This window comes from Actinoplanes sp. CA-015351, assembly GCF_050955685.1.
GTDB lineage: Bacteria > Actinomycetota > Actinomycetes > Mycobacteriales > Micromonosporaceae > Actinoplanes.
Genome location: NZ_CP192102.1, coordinates 521,454 through 542,191 on the forward strand (window position 1 = coordinate 521,454; position 20,738 = coordinate 542,191).

A 20,738-nucleotide genomic window follows, 5' to 3' on the forward strand; every position below is an offset into this window, starting at 1 on the left:
TCATCGACTGAATGCCTTTTCGTTACCTGAAAGAGAATTGATCGTCATTCGGCATACCTACGCTCCGGCGGATCTACTTCGTTTCGGAGGATCCACCTCGATGCGTCCATACATACGCAGCGTGGTTTCCCCCGCGCGGTCCCGCTCCGCACTGCTGACCCGTTCCGGGTTGCGTGCGCTGGGCGCCACCGCCGTGGTTACCGCGCTCGGCCTTTCCCTGGCCGGCCCTGCCGTAGCAGCAACTGACACGCCGTTCATCAGCGAGATCCACTACGACAACACCGGCACCGACAGCGGCGAGGCTGTCGAGATCGAGGCTCCGGTCGGGTTCGACCTGGCCGGCTGGCAGGTTGTCCTCTACAACGGCAACGGTGGCGCCGCGTACAACACCGCGACGCTCAGCGGCCTCGTGCCGGCGTCCGGTGTGGTCGTTCAGACCTACGCCACCGACGGCATCCAGAACGGCGCGCCTGACGGCGTCGCCCTGGTGAAGCCGGACGGCACGGTCGTCGAGTTCCTGACGTACGAAGGCACCTTCGCCGCGTCCGGTGGCCCGGCCGTGGGTCTGGCCGGCACCGACATCGGCGTCGCGGAGACCACGACCACGCCGGTCGGCCAGTCGCTTCAGAAGATCGACGGCACCTGGCTCGCGCCGGCCGTGAGCAGCTTCGGCACGCTCAACAAGGCCGTCGTCGTCGAGCCCGAGGAGCCGGAGGAGCCGTCCCTGGGCTGCACCACCGCGATCACCCACACGATCGCCGAAGTCCAGGGCACCGGCACGGCGACCGGCCTGGCCGGCCAGACCGTCACCATCGAGGGCGTCGTCACCGCTGACTACCGCACCGGTGGTTACAACGGCATCGCGATCCAGACCGCCGGCACCGGCGGTGACCGTCCGGTCGCCGCGGGCACCGCGTCGGACGGCATCTTCGTCTACCTGACCTCCACCGCCGCGAACCACCCGGCCGTTGCGATCGGCGACGTCGTCCGGGTCACCGGCGCGGTCAGCGAGTACAGCGGCCTGACCCAGGTCAGCATCGCGGCCAAGGCCGACGTGCAGGTCTGCTCCACCGGCGCGGTTCTGCCGACTCCGGTCGCGCTGAGCCTGCCGGCCTCGGACGACGCTCGTGAGTCGCTCGAGTCGATGCTTGTCGCCCCCGTCGGCGCCTACACCGTCTCGGACAACTACAACACCAACCGGTACGGCGAGATCATCCTGGCCGCCGGCGACGAGCCCGCCCGGATCCCGACCGACGTGGCCCGCCCGGGCTCCGAGGCCGCCGCGAAGCTGAAGGCCGACAACAAGGCCGGCCGGATCCTGCTGGACGACGCCAAGACCACGAACCTTGCCACCGCCGGCCTCGCGCCGCCGTACTTCTCGAAGGACGAGCCGCTGCGTGTCGGCGACACCGTCGAGCAGTTCGGCCCGAGCGTGCTGAGCTACGGCTTCAGCGAGTGGCGCCTGCAGCCGACCACCCCGGTCGACGCGAGCACCCCGGCCGCCACGCGGACCACGTTCAAGCACACCAACCCGCGTACCGCCGGTCCGGCTGCCGTGGGCGGCGACATCAAGGTCGCCAGCTTCAACGTGCTGAACTACTTCGTCCACTTCGGTGGCGAGGCGCGCGGCGCGACCGACGCGGCCGCTCTGGCTAAGCAGGAAGCGAAGATCGTTTCGGCGATCACCGCGCTCGACGCCGACGTGATCGCCCTCATGGAGATCGAGAACTCGGTCCGCTTCGAGGCGACCGACACCCAGCTGGCGCTGAAGACCCTGGTCGGCGCGCTCAACACGGTTGACGGCGCGGGCACCTGGGACTACGTCCGCTCGCCGGCCGAGCTGCCCAGCGCAGCCCAGCAGGACTTCATCACCAGCGCGATCATCTACAAGCCGGCCGTGGCCACGCCGAAGGGCGCGTCCAAGTCGCTCAACGACGAAACGGTCTGGGGCAACGCCCGCGAGCCGATCGCGCAGACCTTCACCTCTGGCGCTATCGACTTCACCGTGGTGGCGAACCACCTGAAGTCGAAGAGTGCCTCGGTCGTGCCGACCGGTGACAACGTGGACACCGGTGACGGTCAGGGCGCCTACAACGGCGACCGGATCCGTCAGGCGAACTCGCTGGCCACCTTCGTCGACAGCCTCGGCACCGACAAGGTGATCCTGCTCGGTGACTTCAACTCGTACGGCCAGGAGGACCCGCTCCAGGTCCTGTACGACAAGGGTTACTCCGACGCGCACGTCACGTTCGCGCCGGACAAGTCCTCGTACGTCTACGGCGGCGAGTCGGGCTCCCTGGACCACGCGCTGGTCACCGAGGAGTTCTCGAAGCGGATCACCGGCGTCGACATCTGGAACATCAACTCGGTCGAGTCGTTCGCCTTCGAGTACGACGGTTACGCGCCGTTCTTCTCGGCTGACGCGTACCGCTCCAGCGACCACGACCCGGTCGTCGTCGGCCTGGACACCAAGGCTGCCGGTCCGGTCGACCTGCAGCTGCTGAGCATCAACGACTTCCACGGTCGTCTCGAAGCGCCGACCACGGGCAACGGCAGTGCCGCGCAGCTCGTCGGTGCGGTCAACCAGCTCCGGGCGGCCAACCCGAACACCGCGTGGGTCTCGGTCGGTGACAACATCGGCGCGTCGACGTTCATCTCCGCGATCGACAACGACAACCCGACGCTCGATGCTCTGAACGCCGGCGGCCTCAACGTCTCCGCGGTCGGCAACCACGAGTTCGACAAGGGCCTGTCCGACCTGCTGGGTCGCGTCGAGGACCGGGCGAACTTCCCGTACCTCGGTGCCAACGTTTACAAGGACGGCGAGCGGGTCCTGCCCGGTTACGTCGTGCAGACCGTGGGCGGCGTCAAGGTCGGTTACATCGGTGTGGTGACGAAGCAGACCGGTTCGCTGGTCAGCCCGGACGGCATCAAGGGCGTGGAGTTCCGCGACCCGATCGCCGAGACCAACACCCTCGCGACGCAGCTCTCCGACGGCAACGAGGCCAACGGTGAGGCTGACGTGCTGGTGCTGCTCGCTCACGAGGGCGCGGCCACCGAGAACATCAGTTCGGCCGCTGCTCTGCAGTCCGACTCGGTCTTCGGTGACTTCACCCGGGTCAGCGCGGACATCGACGCGATCTTCAGCGGTCACACCCACCAGCCGTACGCGTTCCAGGTTCCGGTCCCCGGCACCGACAAGACCCGTCCGGTCATCCAGGCCGAGGACTACGGCCTGAAGCTGGGCAAGGCGGTTCTGACGTTCGACCCGACCACCAAGACGGTCACGAACTCCACCGCTGAGCTGCTCAACGTCAACGGTTACCCGTCCGACCAGGCCGTCGCCGACATCGTGGCGAAGGCCAAGGTGACCGCGACCGAGCTCGGCAAGGCGGAGCTCGGCAAGATCACCGGTGACATCAAGCGGGCCGTCACGGCCGCCGGTGCCGAGGACCGTGGCGCCGAGTCGGTGCTGGGCAACTTCATCGCCGACGTGCAGCTGGACCAGACCAAGGACGCCGGCCGCGGTGGCGCCCAGATCGCGTTCATGAACGCCGGCGGTCTGCGGGCCGACCTGCTGTACGGCACCGACGGTGGCATCACCACCTACTCGGAGGCCTTCGCCGTCCAGCCGTTCGCGAACGACGTGGTGACCCAGACGCTCAAGGGCTCTGACATCAAGCAGGTTCTGGAAGAGCAGTGGCAGCCGGCCGGTGCGTCCCGTCCGGTGCTGCACCTGGGCTCGTCGAAGGGCCTTACCTACTCCTACGACGTCAGCAAGCCGCGCGGCTCGAAGATCATCGCGTCCTCGCTGAAGCTGAACGGCGTGGTGCTCGACCCGAACGGCACGTACCGGGTCACGTCGAACTCGTTCCTCGCCTCCGGCGGTGACAACTTCACCACCCTCGGCACCGGCACCAACAAGGTGACGACCGGCGACAACGACCTCACCATGCTGGTCAACTACTTCGCCAAGTACACCCCGATCACCGCGGACACCACGTTCCGCAGCACCCCGGGTGTGGCCGACGAGACCGCGCCGACCGGTACCTACAGCCTGAACGCCGCGGCGCTCTGGCCGGGCCAGTCGGTCACCCTGACCGAGGTCGCGCTCAGCGATGACGTCAGTGCCGCTGCCAAGGTCACCCGCGTGGTGAACTGGGGCGACGGCAGCGCGGCGGAGACCCTCGCCGCGGGCACGACCACCGCGACGCACACCTACGCGGCGGCGGGTAGCTACACGGTCTCGGTCACGCTGACCGACGAGGCCGGCAACACCGGCCCGGCCACGTTCAGCGGTTCGGCCACTGTGGTGGTCGCGGCGCAGGCCGGCAAGTACAAGCTGGACCCGAAGCTGATCTGGGAGACCGAGTCCACCGATCTCGCCTTCTCCGGCGTGACCGGCGCGACCGAGCTCACCGTCAGCTGGGGCGACGGCACCACCACGAAGACGTCGGCGACCGGCACCAGCGTGTCGCACGCGTACATCAAGCCTGGCTTCTTCCAGGTGAAGGTGACGCCGTCGAACCCGGCCGGTGCCGGCAAGACCGTCACGGTCGGCGTGGTCACCGTCCTCTCGGACTGCTTCAAGCCGGAGGCCCGGATCTCCGAGCCGCGTAACGACGACCGGGCCTCGTCCTGGCAGTCGGTCAGCGGTACGGCGTACGACCTGGGCACCGGTGTGGCCTCGGTCAGCGTCGAGCTGATCCAGGAGCGGTCCGGCAAGTGGTACTACTTCACCGGCACCACCTGGGTGAAGGCCAGCTCCGAGCGGGACGCGGCTGCCAAGGCGGCCACGGTCAGCACGGTACCGGACGCCAAGGGCGGCTGGACCGTGAAGACCGCCGGTGTCGAGAAGGGCACCCTGGAGATCGCGTACTGGGCCGAGGACAAGGCTGGCAACAGCTCGAAGTCCAAGACCTACACGGTGCGGATCACCAAGTAAAAGATCACCAAGTAAGGGATCACCACGTAAGACCCTGAGGTAAGGAAGGGCCCCCGCCGGAGCGATCCGGTGGGGGCCCTTTCCACGTTTACCGGGAGTTGCGCCAGCGGAACGCGCCCGCGATCGCGGTAGCGACCGACCAGGCCGCCACCACCGCTGCGGCGATCCACCAACCCACCAGGCCGAGCACCAGCGAGGCGACGGCGATCACGGCAGCGATGATGAAAAGCGGTAGGGGAGGGCGTCCGGTCGCCGAGACGCTGAAGTTGCCGCCGCCCATCCGGGCGCAGAACTCCGGGTCGTCCCTCTGGAGCTGACGCTCGAGCTGCGCCAGCCGCCGGTTGTCCTCTTTACTGAGCATGCCGTCACCTTCCGGTCCCGCCGCGCCGGTTCAGCTGATCGAGATACAGCGATCTCGGTCACAGCCATTGTTACCTCTGAGTTGCATTTGTGATACGGCTCGGTGTGCCGATTTTTTCGCGCGGCTCACTTCGCCGCGCCCACCTGCTACCGGGTTCACCGGAAAGATCAGATATGTACGGAACGGCGGCACCCCTTCGCCCGGGGGTGCCGCCGTGTTCGGTCGAAACTGATCAGGTGCGGGACCGGAACACCCAGACCCGCAACATGAGGAAGCGGACCGCGGTGGCCACCAGGTTCGCCGTCACGAGCACGGCAGGCTCGGCGATCCAATGCGGTCGCTCCGCCACGGCGTGCAGCAGTGCCAGCGAACCGCTCGTCAGCGCGAGACCGATTCCGAACACCACGAGGCCCTGTGCCTGATGCCGCCACGCCCCGTCCGAACCGCGTACGCCGAACGTCACCCGCCGGTTCGCGGCGGTGTTCGCCACCGCGGTCACGAGCAGTGCCGTGAGATTCGCCCACTGCGGCCCCATCCCGTCGCGCAGCAGCGCGTAGAGCACCAAGTAGGCGAGCGTGCTCGCCACACCGACCGCCGCGAACCGGATCAGCTGCCCGGTCAGGCCGGCCGGCGCCGGCCGCCCGACCTGCTCCCGCAGCATCCCGAGAGGAATCGTCCCGGAGCCGATGCCCCGCAGAATTCGCACGATTCCTTTGAGGTCGGCGACCGCGGTGGCGACGATGTCGACCCGGCTGTCCGGATCGTCCACCCAGTCCACCGGCACCTCGTGGATGCGCAGCCCGGCCTTCTCGGCCAGCACCAGCATCTCGGTATCGAAGAACCAGCCGGTGTCCTCCACCATCGGCAGCAGCCGGGAGGCGACATCGGCCCGGATAGCCTTGAATCCGCATTGCGCGTCCGAGAACCGCGCCGCCAGAGTGCCGCGCAGAATGAGGTTGTAACCGCGCGAGATGAGCTCCCGCTTGGCCCCACGAACCACCCGCGAACCACGCGCCAGCCGCGACCCGATAGCAAGATCCGAATGCCCGGAAATCAGCGGCGCCACCAGCGGAAGCAGCGCGCCCAGATCGGTCGAAAGATCGACGTCCATATAGGCCAGCACGGCGGCGTCCGAGTGCGTCCAGACATGTTTCAGCGCACGCCCGCGCCCTTTCTCGGCCAGATGAACCGCGGCCACCTCAGGAAAACTCCTGGTCAGCCCCTGTGCCACCGCCGCTGTCCGGTCCACGCTGGCGTTGTCCGCAATCGTGATCCGGAACGGGTAAGGAAAGTTGGCCGCGAGATATCCGTGCAACCGACGCACACAGGGACCGAGGTCAACCTCCTCGTTGTAGACCGGAATCACCACATCGAGAACCGGCGAACCCACAAGGCGCGACCCGGCATCCGGCGAAGGCGCGGTCGAAAGACTCATGCCGAAAAGCGTCCGCCGCCCTTCTGGGCGCTCCGTATAAGCGCCCTTGGAGCCCCCTGTGAGACCTACCCATGAAAAAGCCGCGATCTTGGCAAGCCCGGCCCAAATTTCGACCAGGGCTTACCAAGATCGCGGCGAATCTCTTTCTAGGCGGTGGGGGAGGTCAGGTCGTAGATCGTGGTGCCGTCCACCGTTTTGGCCGTGTAGTTGGCAGCCACCCACTCGCTGATCTGGCTGCTGAAGCTGCTGCCGCCGTTACCGCCGCCGCGGCTGAAGCTGCCGCCGCCGATGAAGTAGTGGATCTTGCCGTCGGTCACGTACTTCTGGAATTCTTCGAGGGTGGGTGACGGGTCGGTGCCGTTGAAGCCGCCTACTGCCATGACCGGCTTCTCGGTCGCCAGCTGATATCCGGAAGCGCTCTGCGAGCCGATCGCGGCCGCCACCCAGGTGTACTGGTCGGCGTTCGCTTCGAGCAGCGCCTTCATCTCGTCACTGACCTCGACCGCGTTGAGCAGGCCACCCATGCCGCCGCCGCGCATCCCACCACCGTCGCCGGTCTGCCCGCCGCCGGTCTGCCCGCCGAAGCCGCCGCCCGGGGCAGCGCCTTGACCACCGCCAGGAAAACCGCCCTGACCGCCGCCGGGAGCGCCGCCACCGGTAACGCCGCCACCAGTAGCGCCGCCGCCGGTAGCGCCGCCACCGGTAGCCCCGCCGCCAGGAGCCCCGCCGCCGGGGAAGCCGCCCTGGCCGCCGCCGCGGTTGAACCCGCCGCGACCGCCGCCGCCACCCGGGCCGCCGCCGAAGCCGCCGGCCACCGCCGGGCCCGCGGACGGGATCGATCCGGTGTGCGGCTCGGAGGCTGTCTGCACCGCATAGGCGGCAGGACCGGCCAGGCCGGCGACCGCCGCGACAGTTGCCGCGACCAGCGCCAGCCGCCGGCCGAGCCGGAAGGTGGCGACCACCGCGACCGCCGCCACGATGCCGACGATCAGGACCGGCAACCGCAGCCAGGGGAGGAAGTCGGAGCTGCGGGCCAGCAGTTTGTACGACCACCACGCCGTCACCGCGATCGTGGCGCCCAGGGTGAGCGCCGCGAAGATGTTGCGCCGCCTCTCCCACAGCAGCGTGGCGCCCATCGCGACCACGCCGCCGATCGCCGGGGCCAGCGCCACCGTGTAGTACGCGTGGAAGATGCCCTGCATGAAGCTGAAGACCAGTCCGGTGGTCACCAGCCAGCCGCCCCAGATGATCAGAGCAGCGCGCTGCACGTCGGTGCGGGCACGGCGAGCCGTGATCACCAGGCCGGCCACCAGCAGGATCAGCGCGGCGGGCAGCAGCCAGGAGATCTGACCGCCCTGTGCGCTCTCGAAGAGGCGCAGCGGTCCGCCCTCACCCCACATGCCGCCGGCATTGCCGCCGCCACCTCCACCTGCGCCGCCGCCGACGCTGCCGGTCTCCTCGCCGTTGAGCCGGCCGAGTCCGTTGTAGCCGAGGGTGAGTTCGAGCAGGCTGTTGTTCTGCGAGCCACCGATGTACGGCCGCATCGACGCCGGGACGAGTTCGACGATGGCGATGTACCAGCCGGCCGACACCACGAGCGCGACCAGGGCGAGCACCAGCTGAACGAGGCGCTTACCGATCTTCGGCGGACCAGCGATCAGGTACGCGAGACCGAACGCCGGCACCACGAGCAGTGCCTGGAGCATCTTGGCGAGGAAGGCGAATCCGACGAAGACGCCGATCAGCACGACCCACTTGGTGGAGCCGGTCTGCACGGCACGCAGTGTCGCGTACGCGCCGGCGACCATGAGCAGGACCAGCAGTGCGTCCGGGTTGTTGAATCGGAACATCAGCACGGCGACCGGGGTGAGCGCGGAGATCGCACCGGCGAGCAGGCCGGCGGCCGGACCGAATCCGGCCCGGCGCACCGTGGCGTAGAGCAGTCCTGTGGTGGCGACGCCGAGAAGTGCCTGCGGTACGAGGATGCTCCACGAGCTGAGGCCGAAAACGCGTACCGAAAGGGCCATGATCCAGAGCGCGGCCGGCGTCTTGTCGACGGTGATCGCGTTGGCCGCGTCGGAGGAGCCGTAGAAGAAGGCCTTCCAGCTCTCCGATCCGGCCTGCACGGCCGCGGAGTAGAAGGCGTTGCCCCAGCCGGACGCGCCAAGTCCCCAGATGTAGAGAACCGCGGTCAGCACGAGAAGGGTTATCAGCGAGGGACGGATCCAGGCAGCGTCGTTGCGACCCAGGAAGAGGCGAGCCGCGCCCGTACGGTCACGTGGTGGAGCGGGCGGTTCCGCCGGCTCCTCGATAACGGGCGGCGGCAACGTCGTGGTCATCTAGGTACTCCCCAGGGAGAGCTGGCGGATTCGTACCCGATGAACGATTGACGGATGTTCTGTCGCGGACTTGTGGCCGAACTGTGTGATCCCTGTGAGTCCAAAGCGGACTCACAGGGATAAGAGCCTCAGAGAGCGCGGCGCTTCGCCGATGCCGCGGCAAGCCGCTCCAGCGTCGCCACCGTGGTGTCCCAGCCCATGCAGGCGTCGGTGACCGACTGCCCGTAGGTGAGCGTTCCGCCCAGGTCCTGACGACCCGGCTCGATGAAGCTCTCCAGCATCACGCCGCTGATGGCCTGCTGGCCGGCCTCCACCTGGGCGGACACGTCCTCGACCACGATCGGCTGGCGCAGGTGGTCCTTGTTGCTGTTGCCGTGCGAGCAGTCGATGACGAGCCGCTCGGGCAGACCGGCCTTGCGCAGCAACTCCACCGATGCGGCAACGTCCGCGGCGCTGTAGTTCGGCTTGCCACCGCCACCACGCAGAACCAGGTGGCAGTCCGGGTTTCCGGTGGTGTGCAGGATGGCCGGGGTGCCGGAGTAATCGATCCCCGGGAAGACGTGCTGCGCGGCCGCGGCCTGGATCGCGTCGACGGCAGTGGAGACGCTGCCGTCGGGGCGGTTCTTCATGCCGATCGGCATCGACAGCCCGGAGGAGAGCTGGCGGTGCACCTGCGACTCGACGGTACGCGCGCCGATCGCACCCCACGCCACGGTGTCCGCGATGTATTGCGGGGTGATCGGGTCGAGGAACTCGACCGCGACCGGCAGGCCCCGGCCGAGGACTTCGAGCAGAAGCTTGCGGGCGACCCGTAGGCCGGTGCCGACGTCGCCGGTGCCGTCCAGGGCCGGGTCCATGATCAGGCCCTTCCAGCCGACAGTGGAACGCGGCTTCTCGAAGTAAACCCGCATCACGATCAGCAGGTCCTCGCTGAGCCGCTCGGCCTCCTTCTGCAGGAGGTCGGCGTACTCGCCGGCGGCGATCGGGTCGTGCACGGAACACGGTCCGACGACGACGAGCAGCCGCTGATCTCGGCCGTTCAGCACGTCCTCGACCTGCTTACGGCCGGCCAGCACGGTGTCATGCAACTCAGACGTCAGCGGCAGCTCGTGGTGCAGCAGCGCCGGGCTCATCAGCGGGACGACCTTCTCGATGCGCTGGTCGCGAACTCGCTGCACCTCAGGGGCGGTCATGGCGGTTTCTCTCTCCTTCGCCGGCGCCCGAGGCGAGAGCCGGCTTGCTCGTGGCAAACAAAAAGGCAGCGACGTCGCGTCGCTGCCTCGGCCGGCTCTGGCGGGTGTCTCAGGTCATGCGGTCATGGCCGAGTCACCGGCGTGAGCCGGCCTCGTAAACCAATAGAACGCACAGATCTGAAGCACGCCGCCAGCATAGCCACATCAACGTACGGAGTGCAGCTCCTGTACGTGTTGTTCAGCTGTTGGGACGACGGGTGGTGGGCCGAGCGGCAGCATCACGGTGAAAACCGTCTGCCCGGGCCGGCTCTGTACACCCACCTTGCCGCGGTGCGAGGTGACCACCGCGTGCACGATCGACAGGCCGAGGCCGGTGCTGCCGGCGGCACGCGAGCGGGAGCTGTCGCCCCGGGTGAACCGCTCGAAGATCCGCGACGCCAGCTCGGGCTGGATACCCGGACCGTTGTCGATCACCTGGAGCACTGCGGCGTTCGGCACGGCGCCGACCTTGACCGTCACGGTCGAGCCCTCCGGCGTGTGGGTACGCGCATTGGCGAGCAGGTTGGCCAGCACCTGGTGCAGCCGGGCGCCGTCACCGATCACCGTGACCGGCTCCTCCGGCAGGTCGAGCTGCCAGTAATGGCCGGGTCCGGCGGCGTGCGCGTCGCTTGTCGCGTCGACGGCGAGCATGGTCAGGTCGACCGGGTCCTGCGCGAGAGGCCGGCCGGCGTCCAGCCTGGCGAGCAGCAGCAGGTCCTCGACGAGCGCGGTCATCCGTTTCGCCTCGGACTCGACCCGGGTCAGCACGTGCGCGATCTCGTCCGGGATCACCTGGCGGCTGCGCCGGCTGAGCTCGGCGTACCCACGGATCGCGGCGAGCGGCGTACGCAACTCGTGGCTGGCGTCGGCGACGAACTGACGCACCTGCATCTCGCTGGCGTGCCGCGCTTCGAGGGCATTGCCGACGTGGTCGAGCATCGCGTTCAGCGCCGCGCCGACCTGGCCGACCTCGGTGCGCGGATCGGTGTCCCGCTCGGGCACTCGCTGCGCGAGTTGCACCTCGCCGCGGTCCAGCCTGAGCTCGGAGACCCGGGTCGCGGTCGCTGCCACTCGATCCAGCGGCTTGAGGGTACGACGGACGATGAGCGCCCCACCCCACCCGGCAATGAGCAGCGACCCGAGAACGACGCAACCGGTGAACATCGCAACGGTGACCAGCGTGTGATTGACGTCGGTCAGCGAGAGCGCCGAGATGATGGTGTAGGTCTCGCCGTCGATGCGGGCACTCCCGGTGACGGCGCGGTACTCCTTGCCCAGGCCGGAAAGTTCGACGTCGACGGGCTCGCCGTCCGCGCTGAGCGCGGCCGTGGTCAGCGCGCTGAGGTCCGCGGCGCTGAGATCGGAGTAGGCGTTGTTGCCGAAGGCGGAATCGCTGTCCGAGTTCTTGAACTGAACCAGGCCACCGCCGGCGGCTGTGGAGGTGTCGGACGGGTCGAGGTAGAGCAGGACGGTGCCGCCCGAGACGTTCGGCGGTGGTTCTTCGAGAGGGCTCGTCCGCCGGATCTGGAAGTTTTCCGGGAGCTCGTCGGTCCGCGGCTTGTTGCCGCCCCCGTTACCGAAGGTGGCGTACTTCTGGGCGTCCGCGAGTTTGCCGTCGAGCTGGCTGTAGAGCGACTTCTGCAGGTAGATCTCCGCGGTGCTGCCGACGACCAGGCCCAGGACCGCGAGCAGGGCGATCATGGTGGCGACCAGCCGGGTGCGCAGGGGCCAGCCCGCTGGACTGCGCCAGCGGGCGGGGCGGGGGCGGGTGTCGGCGGCGGTCATGTCAGTCGGCCGGCTTGAGGACGTAACCCGCGCCGCGCATGGTGTGGATCATCGGCGCGCGGCCGGCGTCGATCTTCTTGCGCAGGTACGAGATGTAGAGCTCCACGACATTGGCTTGCCCGCCGAAGTCGTAGTTCCACACGCGGTCGAGGATCTGCGGCTTGCTCAGCACCCGGCGCGGGTTGCGCATGAGATAGCGCAGCAGCTCGAACTCGGTCGCGGTCAGCGTGATCAGGTCTCCGGCGCGGCGCACCTCGTGCGAGTCCTCGTCCAAGGTCAGGTCGCCGACGACGAGCTGCGACTCGGTACGCATCGGCGCGTGACCCATCCGGCGCATCAGACCGCGCAGCCGGGCCACCACCTCTTCCAGGCTGAACGGCTTGGTCACGTAGTCGTCGCCGCCGGCGGTCAGGCCGGTGATCCGGTCCTCGACCGAGTCCTTGGCGGTCAGGAACAGCACCGGGACCTCGGGAGACTCGCCACGGAGGCGGCGCAGCACCTCAAGCCCGTCGATGTCGGGCAGCATCATGTCCAGAATGACGGCGTCCGGACGGAACTCCCGGGCCGTACGCACGGCGGTCATGCCGTCACCGGCGCTCTTGACCTCCCAGCCCTCGTATCGCAGCGCCATCGAGAGCAGCTCGGCGAGAGTCGGCTCGTCGTCGACCACGAGAACCCGGACCGGGGTCCCATCGGGCCGCCGGAGTTCGGTGCTGGTGTCTGCGTTCGCCATCGTCATGCCCCTACTTTCCTGGGCGACGCTCTGCGCCGGCTTTTCGTCTCCTGTGTAGCAGCTGTGCGGTACGGACACAGTTAGGTCACGAGCATTGGCGGCGAGGCTTGCCCGCCAAACGGGTAAAAGTAACATAATGGTCGCGTGAGAGTGGAATCCAAACTGCTCGCGATGCTCCTTCTGACCGGAGGGATCGCTCTGCTCCTGTTGAAGCGCTGACGACAGCCGCCAGATGGCTCGGCGGAATCACGCGTGGGAACACTCGCCGACTGGCGGGTGTTTGTGCGAGCGTTGGTCAATGTCGGCGGCGCCGAGGCGTGGGGAGCGTGACGTGGATCTTCTCGAGGAGTACCGCAGGGCGACTTTCTTCTTCGAGTCCGGTGACCCGCTCGGCGCCTCGAAGCTGCTGGAGCCAATAGTCGAGGCCGAGCCGCACAACACCGCGGTCCGCCAGCTGCTCGCCCGGGCCTATTTCAACTCGGCCCAGCTCAAGGGCGCGGAGGCCCAGTTGCGGGCGCTGGTCGACCATGATCCGTCCGATCACTACGCGCACCACGTGCTCGGCCGGACCCTGGAGAGGGCCGGCCGATTTCGTGAGGCCCTGCCGCACCTGCGGCTGGCCGCCGCGATGAAGACGCAGCCGGACTATCAGGAGGCGCTGCGCCGGGTCGAGACCTGGCTCGGCAAGAACGAGTCCGCGTAGGGTTTCGGGCGTGAAGCTGAAGCTGGATCTGCACGACATCTTCAACAAAGGGCACGAGATCGACCGTGCCCTGCGGGGCATCATCGACGAGGCGATCCAGAAAAAGGCCTCCCTCGTCGAGATCATCCCTGGCAAGGGAAGCGGAGCGCTGAAGAAAAAGGTGCTCCGCTTCCTCGACCAGAAAGAGATCAAACAGCTCTATCACCGGGTGGAGAAGGACGGCGACAACTGGGGCCGTCTCTTCATCCACTTCCGGCACGACGTGTCCACCGGACGTCGCGGGCGCGGGCGCTGACTCAAAGCTGGTAACTGCGCGCGACCGCGACCATCTCGCTGCTGTGTGAACCGAGGACGCCGATGCCCGCGGGCCGGGGCTGGAACCCGGGGATCGTGGTGACGTCGTCGGTCGCGTCCATGGCGCGGAAGGTGACCGGGCCGGTTCCGCTCACGGTCAGGGTGATCTCCACGCCCTCGGCCGGCGGCGCGTGGAAGACAAAGCCGAAACCCCAGCCGGCGCCGGCCGCGCCGGTCACGTCGACCGGACGTCCGCCGACGGTTGCCTGAGTCACCTGGGACGATTCCGCCACGTGCAGGGTCACGAACCTGGCAGGCCGTTGCGGCTTCAACAGCAACCGCAGGGTCCGGGAACTGCCGGCCGTGCTGTCCCCGGTCAGGGTGAGCGCGGGCGCGGCGAGGTCGGACCAGGCCGGCGCCGGGCCGGTCCGCAGCTCCTCGTCACCGAAAGCCGGCAACAGCGCGGTGATCGTGCCGGCCGGCTCGGTGAGGTACTGCGACGTCCAGTCCTGTGGATCGGTCTCCTGGCTGAGCCAGCGGGCCTGCTGGGTGTCCGCGTCGAGTGCGTACATCAGGTGGGTCAGCGACGGGTGCTCGGCGTCGAATCGGTCGACGGCCAGGCCGGTCCCGGTGCAGACCAGCGCGGCGACAGCGGCGAGAGCGGCCGGCGCCGCGCCCAGCCGCCGGGCCTTCGCCGCCTCGGTGCCGCGGGCGCCACCGGCTGCCGGATGGATCAGGTCGAAGACCGGCAGCAGGGCGAGTGCCAGCAGCACCGTCAGGAACGCGCCGACTCCGGCCATCGGCATGCCCAGTGCGGGGAAGAGCATCAGCACGGTGGGCAGCAGGATCACCACGGCGACGACGGCGCCTGCGGTGATCGCGGGGAGCGCGGTTTTCTCCAGCGTCACCGCGACGATCGCGGCGAGCGCGCCGGCCAGAGCCGGCAGGGTCGCCAGGTACGCGCCACCGGGCGTCAGCACCGCGAGCACCACACCCAGCACGGCCAGCCAGCCGAACCCGGCCACCGCGAGGGCAGCCGGTCCGATCCGGCGGCGCAGCAGCGCGTACCAGGTGAGCACCGTGAACGCGGCGACAGCGATCACCGCGAGGCGATACCAGAGTGGACGGTACGGGTCGATCGGCAGCCCGGCGTACGCCGGCCGGATCAGGGTGAGCAGCGTCCACAGGCCCTGTGCCAGCGCCGGAGCGACGACGATCGGGATCAGGGTGAGCCCGGTGGCCGCGGCCATCCGCCCGGCCGTGGCCCGGCCCTGCCGGCGTGCCAGCCAGGCCAGGGCCACGACCGCGACCAGGGCCAGCACGGCGAGCGGCAGGACCAGTGAACCCGGGTACCGGATCAGCAGGCCGGGCACCGGGAAGTAGGTGGCGTCGCCGCCGTCACCGATGCCGGCGAGGTCACGTCCGCCCAGTTCGCGCAGGACCGCCAGGGTGTTCTCGCCGTGATGCTGCAGGCTGTCCCGGTTCATCGACTCCGGCGTGTCGGTAGGTGCGTGATAGACGGCCGCGCCGTCGATGTACGCGGCGTTCAGCCCGAGGAAACCGGCGTCCAGGAACGGGGTGAAGTCGGTGTCGTTCGGCAGCAGCCGATAGATCTCCACGGCGAACGACGTGCCGACCGGCTGCGGCGCCGCGCTGTACGCCCCGACCAGCCGCCCGTTGTTCTCCGACGTCTCGAACATGATCGCCGGGCCGTCGCTGCCACGGGCCTCCAGGTTCAGCACCACCCCGCCGTCACGGGCCAGCGGGTGCTGGTCGACAAACGCCTTCGCGCCGCAGAGGCAGGCCTCCTCGGCGTCGGTGAGCACCAGCACCACGTCGTTGCGCAGCCGGTCGCCGGCGCTGGTCAGCGCACGGGCGATCTCCAGGACCGAGGCGGTGCCGGCCGCGTCGTCGTTGCCGCCCGGGCCGACCTGCGCCGAGTCGTAATGCGCGACCAGGAAGATCCGCTTGGTCGATGCGGTGCCCGGGATCAGCGTGACCACGTTGCGTACCCGGGCCAGTCCGGCGCCGCCCGCGCTGGCCGACAGCGTGCCGCCCTGGATCGTCACGGTGTCCTGCGACTCGGGCGACAGGCCCAGTCCGCGCAAGGTCTCGATCAGGTGGTCGTGGACCTTCTCGTTCGCCGCGCTGCCGGCCGGGTGCGGTTCGGACGCGATCGTGCGTACCTGTTCGAAGGCGCGTTCAGCGCTGAAGTCGCCGGCCGGGGCGGACGCGGGCAGGGCCGCCGGCGGGGTGATCGACCGTACGGCGAAGAACCCGGCCAGGGCCAGAACGGCCAGGACCGCCGCAGCGGCGATCCCCCGGCGAGCCGGCCGGGTGAGAGCGAAGTCACGCATGGGTGACATCTAAGCGCCCAGGGCCTCCGGCGGGTACCCCGAAGATCCATTGGCGCGTGCAATAGCGTGGACCGGGTGACTACTCCGCTCGACCCGGCCGCAGTCATCGCGGAATTCATCGACGCGGTGTCTCCATACAACCCGCACCCGGACGCCGCCCCTGTCGCCGTCGTCGGGGTGCGTACCGCTTTGGGGGAGGATGTCTTCACCCTCAGTGATCACGTGGTGCGCGCAATGTGCAAGGCGCTGGTGTCCTATCGCGACCCGGAGGACCGGGGGAACTGCATCGGCTGTGGCGGCCGGCACCTCGACGAGAACCTGCATTGCCGCGATTGCGGTCAGTTGCACGGAATTCTGGGTCAGGTGATCGCCGAGCATGCCCGCCGGGTAGCGAGCGAGAACGACAGCTCACAATGAGCCCAGTTGTGGTCGCGCCCCTAGTGGTGGACGATTTGCAGGTCACCTATGCGTCGAGTGGGGAAACGGAATGACGGAGCGGTCGCTCGCGCCCTCTCGGTACGCGGCGAACCAGCTGGAACGGTTGCGGATCCTGCTCGTCGAGGACGACGAGGGCGATGCTTTTCTCGTTCGTGAGCTGCTCAGCGAGGCGGACACTTCCTTCGAACTGACCGTGGCCAGCAGCCTGCGCGAGGCGCGGGAACGGCTGACCGGTGTCGAGTGCGTGCTGCTCGACCTGGGCCTGCCCGACGCGGAGGGCATCGACGGGCTCCGCAAGCTGCTCGCCGTCGCCGGCAGCGCCGCGGTCTGTGTGCTCACCGGGCGCTCCGACGAGCACCTCGGTGTCCAGGCGGTCGCCGAGGGTGCCCAGGACTACCTGGTCAAGGGCCAGGTCGACGGGGTGCTGCTGATCCGTTCGCTGCGGTACGCGGTCGAGCGCAAACGCGCCGACGAGAACGCCCGCCGGCTGCGCGAGGTGGAGCTGCTCCAGGCCGAGTCGGCTCGCCTCGAGCGGGGCCTGCTGCCGCAGCCGCTGATGCAGACCGACGAGGTGTCGGTCGAGACGTTCTACCGCTCCGGGCGGGCGCTGGGCCTGCTCGGCGGCGACTTCTTCGACGTGGTGCAGATCGGCGAGGACCGGCTCCATGTGATCGTCGGCGACGTCTGCGGGCACGGTGTCGACGAGGCCGCCCTCGGTGTCGAGCTCCGGGTGGCGTGGCGGGCGCTGGTGCTCGCCGGCGTTCCGGAAGACCAGGTGCTGCCTTCGCTGGAGCAGGTGCTGATGTCCGAGCGCCGAGCTCGGGAGGTGTTCGCCACGGTGGCGGCCGCGGTCATCGACCTGCCGGCGAACCGTGCGACGGTCCGGCTGGCCGGCCATCCGCCGCCCGTTGTGCTCTCCGGTGGGCAGGCCCATCCGGTCAATGCGCGTACCGGAATCGTGCTCGGGGTACGTCCCACGCCGACACCCGCGACCGAGTTGGAGTTCACCGGGAATGACTGGTCACTGCTGATGTACACGGACGGCCTCATCGAGGGGCACACCGGCGCGGGTAACGAGCGGCTCGACGTGGATGGACTCTGCAAGCTGCTGGACGAGCCGGCCGCCCGTGAGGTGTCCCTGACCGGGTTGCCGCCGTGGCTGGTCGCCCGCGCCGACCAGGGCAACGGTGGGCCGCTCACCGACGACGTGGCGATGCTGCTGATCTCCCGAGGTGGTGGACGGTGAACCTGTTCAACGTGCGCAGCTGGACGCTGCGCCAGCGGATCATCGCGCTCTGCGTGGCGGTCGGTGTGGTGCTCGGCGGGCTCGGCATCTTCGCCGCGGCCACCGCCGCGGCGAACAACCGGCAGGTCGACGACGTGCTGAACCGGGCGAGCCCGATGCGGGCCGCCGGCGAGACGCTGAACACCGCGCTTGTCGACCAGGAGACCGGCGTCCGCGGTTACGCGATCACCGGTGACATGCGCAACCTGCAGCCGTACGAGACCGGGCTTGCCGACCAGCAACGGCAGGTCGCCCGGATCGAGACGCTGCTCAACCCCGAGGACGACGACATCCGCAACGCTCTCGCGATGGTCAAGGCGCGAGCCGACACCTGGCGGACTGACGTCGCGGACCCGATCATCAAGACCGCCCGGGAGCAGGGGCCGGAGGCCGCCCAGGCGCTGGTCGACGCCTCCGACACCTCGGACTTCGACGCGGTGCGTACCGCGGTCGCCGAGATGCAGTCGCACATCCAGGTGCTGCGGACCGCCTCGGCGGACGCGGCCCGCGACTCCAGCCGCACCATGGTGGCGATCGAGGTCGCCGCCGCCGTGATCATCGTGCTGACCGGCGCGTTCCTGCTCTTCCTGCTGGACCGGGTGGTGACCAAGCCGATCACCGAGCTGGCCGAGCAGGTGCGCCAGGTGGCGGCCGGCGATTACGACCGGCACATCGAGAGCAAACGCGGCTCGTCCGACCTGGTGCTGCTCGCCGCGGACGTCGACCGGATGCGGCAGCAGATCGCCAGCGAGCTGTCCGAGGTACGCGAGGCGCGTACCCACGTCGAGTGGGTGAACCAGCAGCTCAAGTCGCAGACCGAGGAGCTGACCCGGTCCAACCGCGACCTGGAGCAGTTCGCGTACGTCGCCTCGCACGACCTCCAGGAGCCGCTGCGTAAGGTGGCGAGTTTCTGCCAGCTGCTCCAGCGCCGGTACGCCGGACAGATGGACGAGCGCGCCGACCAGTACATCGCGTTCGCGGTCGACGGCGCGCAGCGCATGCAGCGGCTGATCAACGACCTGCTGGCGTTCTCCCGGATCGGCCGCCTCACCAGCGGTTTCGCCGAGGTCGACCTGAACAAGGTGCTGACCGAGGTGAAGTCGCAGCTGGAGGCCCGGGCCGGCGAGGACGCCGAGATCACCTGGGACCCGCTGCCCACTGTGGAGGGCGAGGAGCCGCTGCTCACCACGCTCTTCGTGAACCTGCTCGGCAATTCGCTGAAGTTCCGCCGGCCGGACGTCCCGCCGGCGATCCACGTCTCGGTGGAACGTGACGGCGAGGAGTGGCAGCTCAACGTCCGGGACAACGGGATCGGCATCGAGGCCGAGTTCGCTGACAAGGTGTTCGTGATCTTCCAGCGCCTGCACTCGCGGGACGCGTACGAGGGGACCGGCATCGGACTGGCAATCGTCAAGAAGATCGTCGAATACCATGGCGGGCGGGTCTGGCTGGACGTCGAGGTGCCGGAGGGCGCGTCGATCCACTTCACGCTGCCGGTGCTGCCCGGTACCGAGGACCCCCAGACACAGGCCGACACACGGGAAGCGGTGGGAGCATGAGCTTGGAATCCCGGGAGGGCGGCACACCGATCGAGGTGCTGCTGGTCGAGGACGATCCGGGCGATGTCCTGATGACCCAGGAAGCGTTCGAGGAGCACAAGGTCCGCAACCGGCTCACCGTCGTGCAGGACGGCTCGGAGGCGCTGGCGTACCTGCGCCGCGAGGGCCAGTTCGCCGGCGCGGTGCGCCCCGACCTGATCCTGCTTGACCTGAACCTGCCGAAACGGGACGGCCGTGAGGTGCTTGAGGAGATCAAGAAGGACGACGAACTGGGCCGGATCCCGGTCGTCGTGCTGACCACCTCCTCCGCCGACGAGGACATCCTGCGCAGTTACCAGCTGCACGCGAACGCGTACGTGACCAAGCCGGTGGACTTCGAGCGGTTCATCGCGGTGATCCGCCAGATCGACGAGTTCTTCGTCAGCGTCGTGAAGTTGCCGCCGCGTGCTTGATCAGGTCGCCGAACTCATCCGCGAGGTCGCGCACACCATCGTCCTGCCTCGGTGGAAACACCTGGCCGAGGGCGAGGTGTCCCAGAAGGCGCCGGGTGACCTGGTCACCGTCGCCGACCAGGAGTCCGAGGTAGCGCTGACCAAGGGCCTTACCGCGCTGCTGCCCGGTTCCCTGGTGGTCGGCGAGGAATCGGTCGCCGCTGACCCGTCGGTCCGTGACCGGCTCGCCTCCGAAGGCGCCGTGTGGATCGTCGACCCGGTCGACGGCACGAACAACTTCGCCGCCGGCAAGACACCGTTCTGCGTGATGGTCGCGCTGGTCCGTGACGGCGAGCCGCAGGCCGCCTGGATCCTCGACGTGGTCGGCGATCACCTCACGGTGGCCGAGGCCGGTTCCGGCGCGTACCGCGACGGCGTCCGGGTCAAGACCCGCACCGACGATCCGGGTGCGGCCGCGCTGCACGGCGTGATCGCCGCGAAATACCTGCCTGACGATCTGCGGCACCAGGTCCGTGCGAACGCCGCCGGCTTGGGCGGTTTCACCGCCGGCAAACACTGCGCCGGGTACGAGTACCCGGCGCTGGCCACCGATGAGCAGCAGTTCGCGATGTTCTGGCGGATCCTGCCGTGGGACCACGTGCCGGGCAGCCTGATCGTCACCGAGGCCGGCGGAACCGTGCGTCACCTCGACAGCAGCCCGTACCGGCCGACGGATCGGCAGCGCGGCCTGCTGGTGGCGCCGAATGACGAGATCTGGGAAACCGTGCACGGCACGCTGTTCCCGGACGGCCCTCCTGTCGTACCCGAGGGTTAAAGTCGG

At 68.7% G+C, this 20,738-nt stretch carries 15 protein-coding genes; 8 read left to right on the forward strand and 7 right to left on the reverse strand.

The annotated features are described in order from the left end of the window. Positions 1–100: 100 nt before the first annotated feature. Positions 101–4,945 carry an ExeM/NucH family extracellular endonuclease gene (locus ACQP2E_RS02325; RefSeq protein ID WP_433828244.1) on the forward strand — a complete coding sequence of 1,615 codons (4,845 nt, stop codon included), beginning with the start codon at positions 101–103 and terminating at the stop codon, positions 4,943–4,945. Between the two features lie 88 nt (positions 4,946–5,033). On the opposite strand, the gene ACQP2E_RS02330 is transcribed toward ACQP2E_RS02325, so the two are convergent. The 6 genes from ACQP2E_RS02330 to ACQP2E_RS02355 form a co-directional block, all read right to left on the reverse strand. After that, positions 5,034–5,306, reverse strand: a complete 273-nt coding sequence (locus ACQP2E_RS02330) for a DUF3040 domain-containing protein (RefSeq protein WP_111648603.1) — start codon at positions 5,304–5,306, stop codon at positions 5,034–5,036. Positions 5,307–5,538: 232 nt separating this feature from the next. Next, positions 5,539–6,741 (reverse strand): glycosyltransferase, encoded by a 1,203-nt coding sequence (locus tag ACQP2E_RS02335; RefSeq protein ID WP_433828245.1) that lies wholly within the window; start codon positions 6,739–6,741, stop codon positions 5,539–5,541. A 146-nt stretch (positions 6,742–6,887) separates the two neighbouring features. Continuing rightward, entirely contained in the window at positions 6,888–9,080 is a 2,193-nt protein-coding gene (locus ACQP2E_RS02340) for an ArnT family glycosyltransferase (RefSeq protein ID WP_433828246.1), read from the reverse strand. Positions 9,081–9,208: 128 nt separating this feature from the next. After that, the gene (locus ACQP2E_RS02345; RefSeq protein WP_433828247.1) at positions 9,209–10,273 is read right to left on the reverse strand and encodes a 3-deoxy-7-phosphoheptulonate synthase; all 1,065 of its coding nucleotides are present in this window, start codon (positions 10,271–10,273) and stop codon (positions 9,209–9,211) included. Positions 10,274–10,477: 204 nt separating this feature from the next. Then, entirely contained in the window at positions 10,478–12,097 is a 1,620-nt protein-coding gene (locus tag ACQP2E_RS02350) for a HAMP domain-containing sensor histidine kinase (RefSeq protein WP_433828248.1), read from the reverse strand. A 1-nt stretch (position 12,098) separates the two neighbouring features. Beyond that, on the reverse strand, positions 12,099–12,836 hold the full coding sequence (locus tag ACQP2E_RS02355; protein ID WP_111648599.1) for a response regulator transcription factor: 738 nt from the start codon (positions 12,834–12,836) through the stop codon (positions 12,099–12,101). Between the two features lie 325 nt (positions 12,837–13,161). On the opposite strand from ACQP2E_RS02355, the gene ACQP2E_RS02360 reads away from it, so the two are divergent. Together ACQP2E_RS02360 and ACQP2E_RS02365 are read left to right on the forward strand one after the other, a co-directional pair. Continuing rightward, on the forward strand, positions 13,162–13,533 hold the full coding sequence (locus tag ACQP2E_RS02360; protein ID WP_433828249.1) for a tetratricopeptide repeat protein: 372 nt from the start codon (positions 13,162–13,164) through the stop codon (positions 13,531–13,533). A 10-nt stretch (positions 13,534–13,543) separates the two neighbouring features. After that, positions 13,544–13,828, forward strand: coding sequence for a Smr/MutS family protein (locus ACQP2E_RS02365; RefSeq protein WP_111648597.1), 285 nt, complete (start codon positions 13,544–13,546; stop codon positions 13,826–13,828). 1 nt (position 13,829) lies between these two features. Here ACQP2E_RS02365 and ACQP2E_RS02370 read toward each other — a convergent pair whose 3' ends face one another. Beyond that, positions 13,830–16,184, reverse strand: coding sequence for a M28 family peptidase (locus tag ACQP2E_RS02370; protein WP_433828250.1), 2,355 nt, complete (start codon positions 16,182–16,184; stop codon positions 13,830–13,832). A 75-nt stretch (positions 16,185–16,259) separates the two neighbouring features. Between ACQP2E_RS02370 and ACQP2E_RS02375 the strand changes: the two genes are divergently transcribed. From ACQP2E_RS02375 to ACQP2E_RS02395, 5 genes are all read left to right on the forward strand, one after another. Then, positions 16,260–16,601, forward strand: coding sequence for a hypothetical protein (locus ACQP2E_RS02375; protein ID WP_433828251.1), 342 nt, complete (start codon positions 16,260–16,262; stop codon positions 16,599–16,601). Between the two features lie 70 nt (positions 16,602–16,671). Continuing rightward, complete coding sequence (locus ACQP2E_RS02380; protein WP_433828252.1) at positions 16,672–17,868, forward strand: PP2C family protein-serine/threonine phosphatase; 1,197 nt, start codon at positions 16,672–16,674, stop codon at positions 17,866–17,868. Beyond that, positions 17,865–19,466 carry a sensor histidine kinase gene (locus ACQP2E_RS02385; RefSeq protein ID WP_433828253.1) on the forward strand — a complete coding sequence of 534 codons (1,602 nt, stop codon included), beginning with the start codon at positions 17,865–17,867 and terminating at the stop codon, positions 19,464–19,466. The genes ACQP2E_RS02380 and ACQP2E_RS02385 overlap by 4 nt, the downstream gene beginning before the upstream one ends. Next, positions 19,463–19,918 (forward strand): response regulator, encoded by a 456-nt coding sequence (locus ACQP2E_RS02390; protein WP_111648592.1) that lies wholly within the window; start codon positions 19,463–19,465, stop codon positions 19,916–19,918. Before ACQP2E_RS02385 ends, ACQP2E_RS02390 begins: the two co-directional genes overlap by 4 nt. After that, on the forward strand, positions 19,911–20,732 hold the full coding sequence (locus tag ACQP2E_RS02395) for an inositol monophosphatase family protein (RefSeq protein ID WP_433828254.1): 822 nt from the start codon (positions 19,911–19,913) through the stop codon (positions 20,730–20,732). Before ACQP2E_RS02390 ends, ACQP2E_RS02395 begins: the two co-directional genes overlap by 8 nt. The last annotated feature ends 6 nt before the right edge of the window (positions 20,733–20,738 follow it).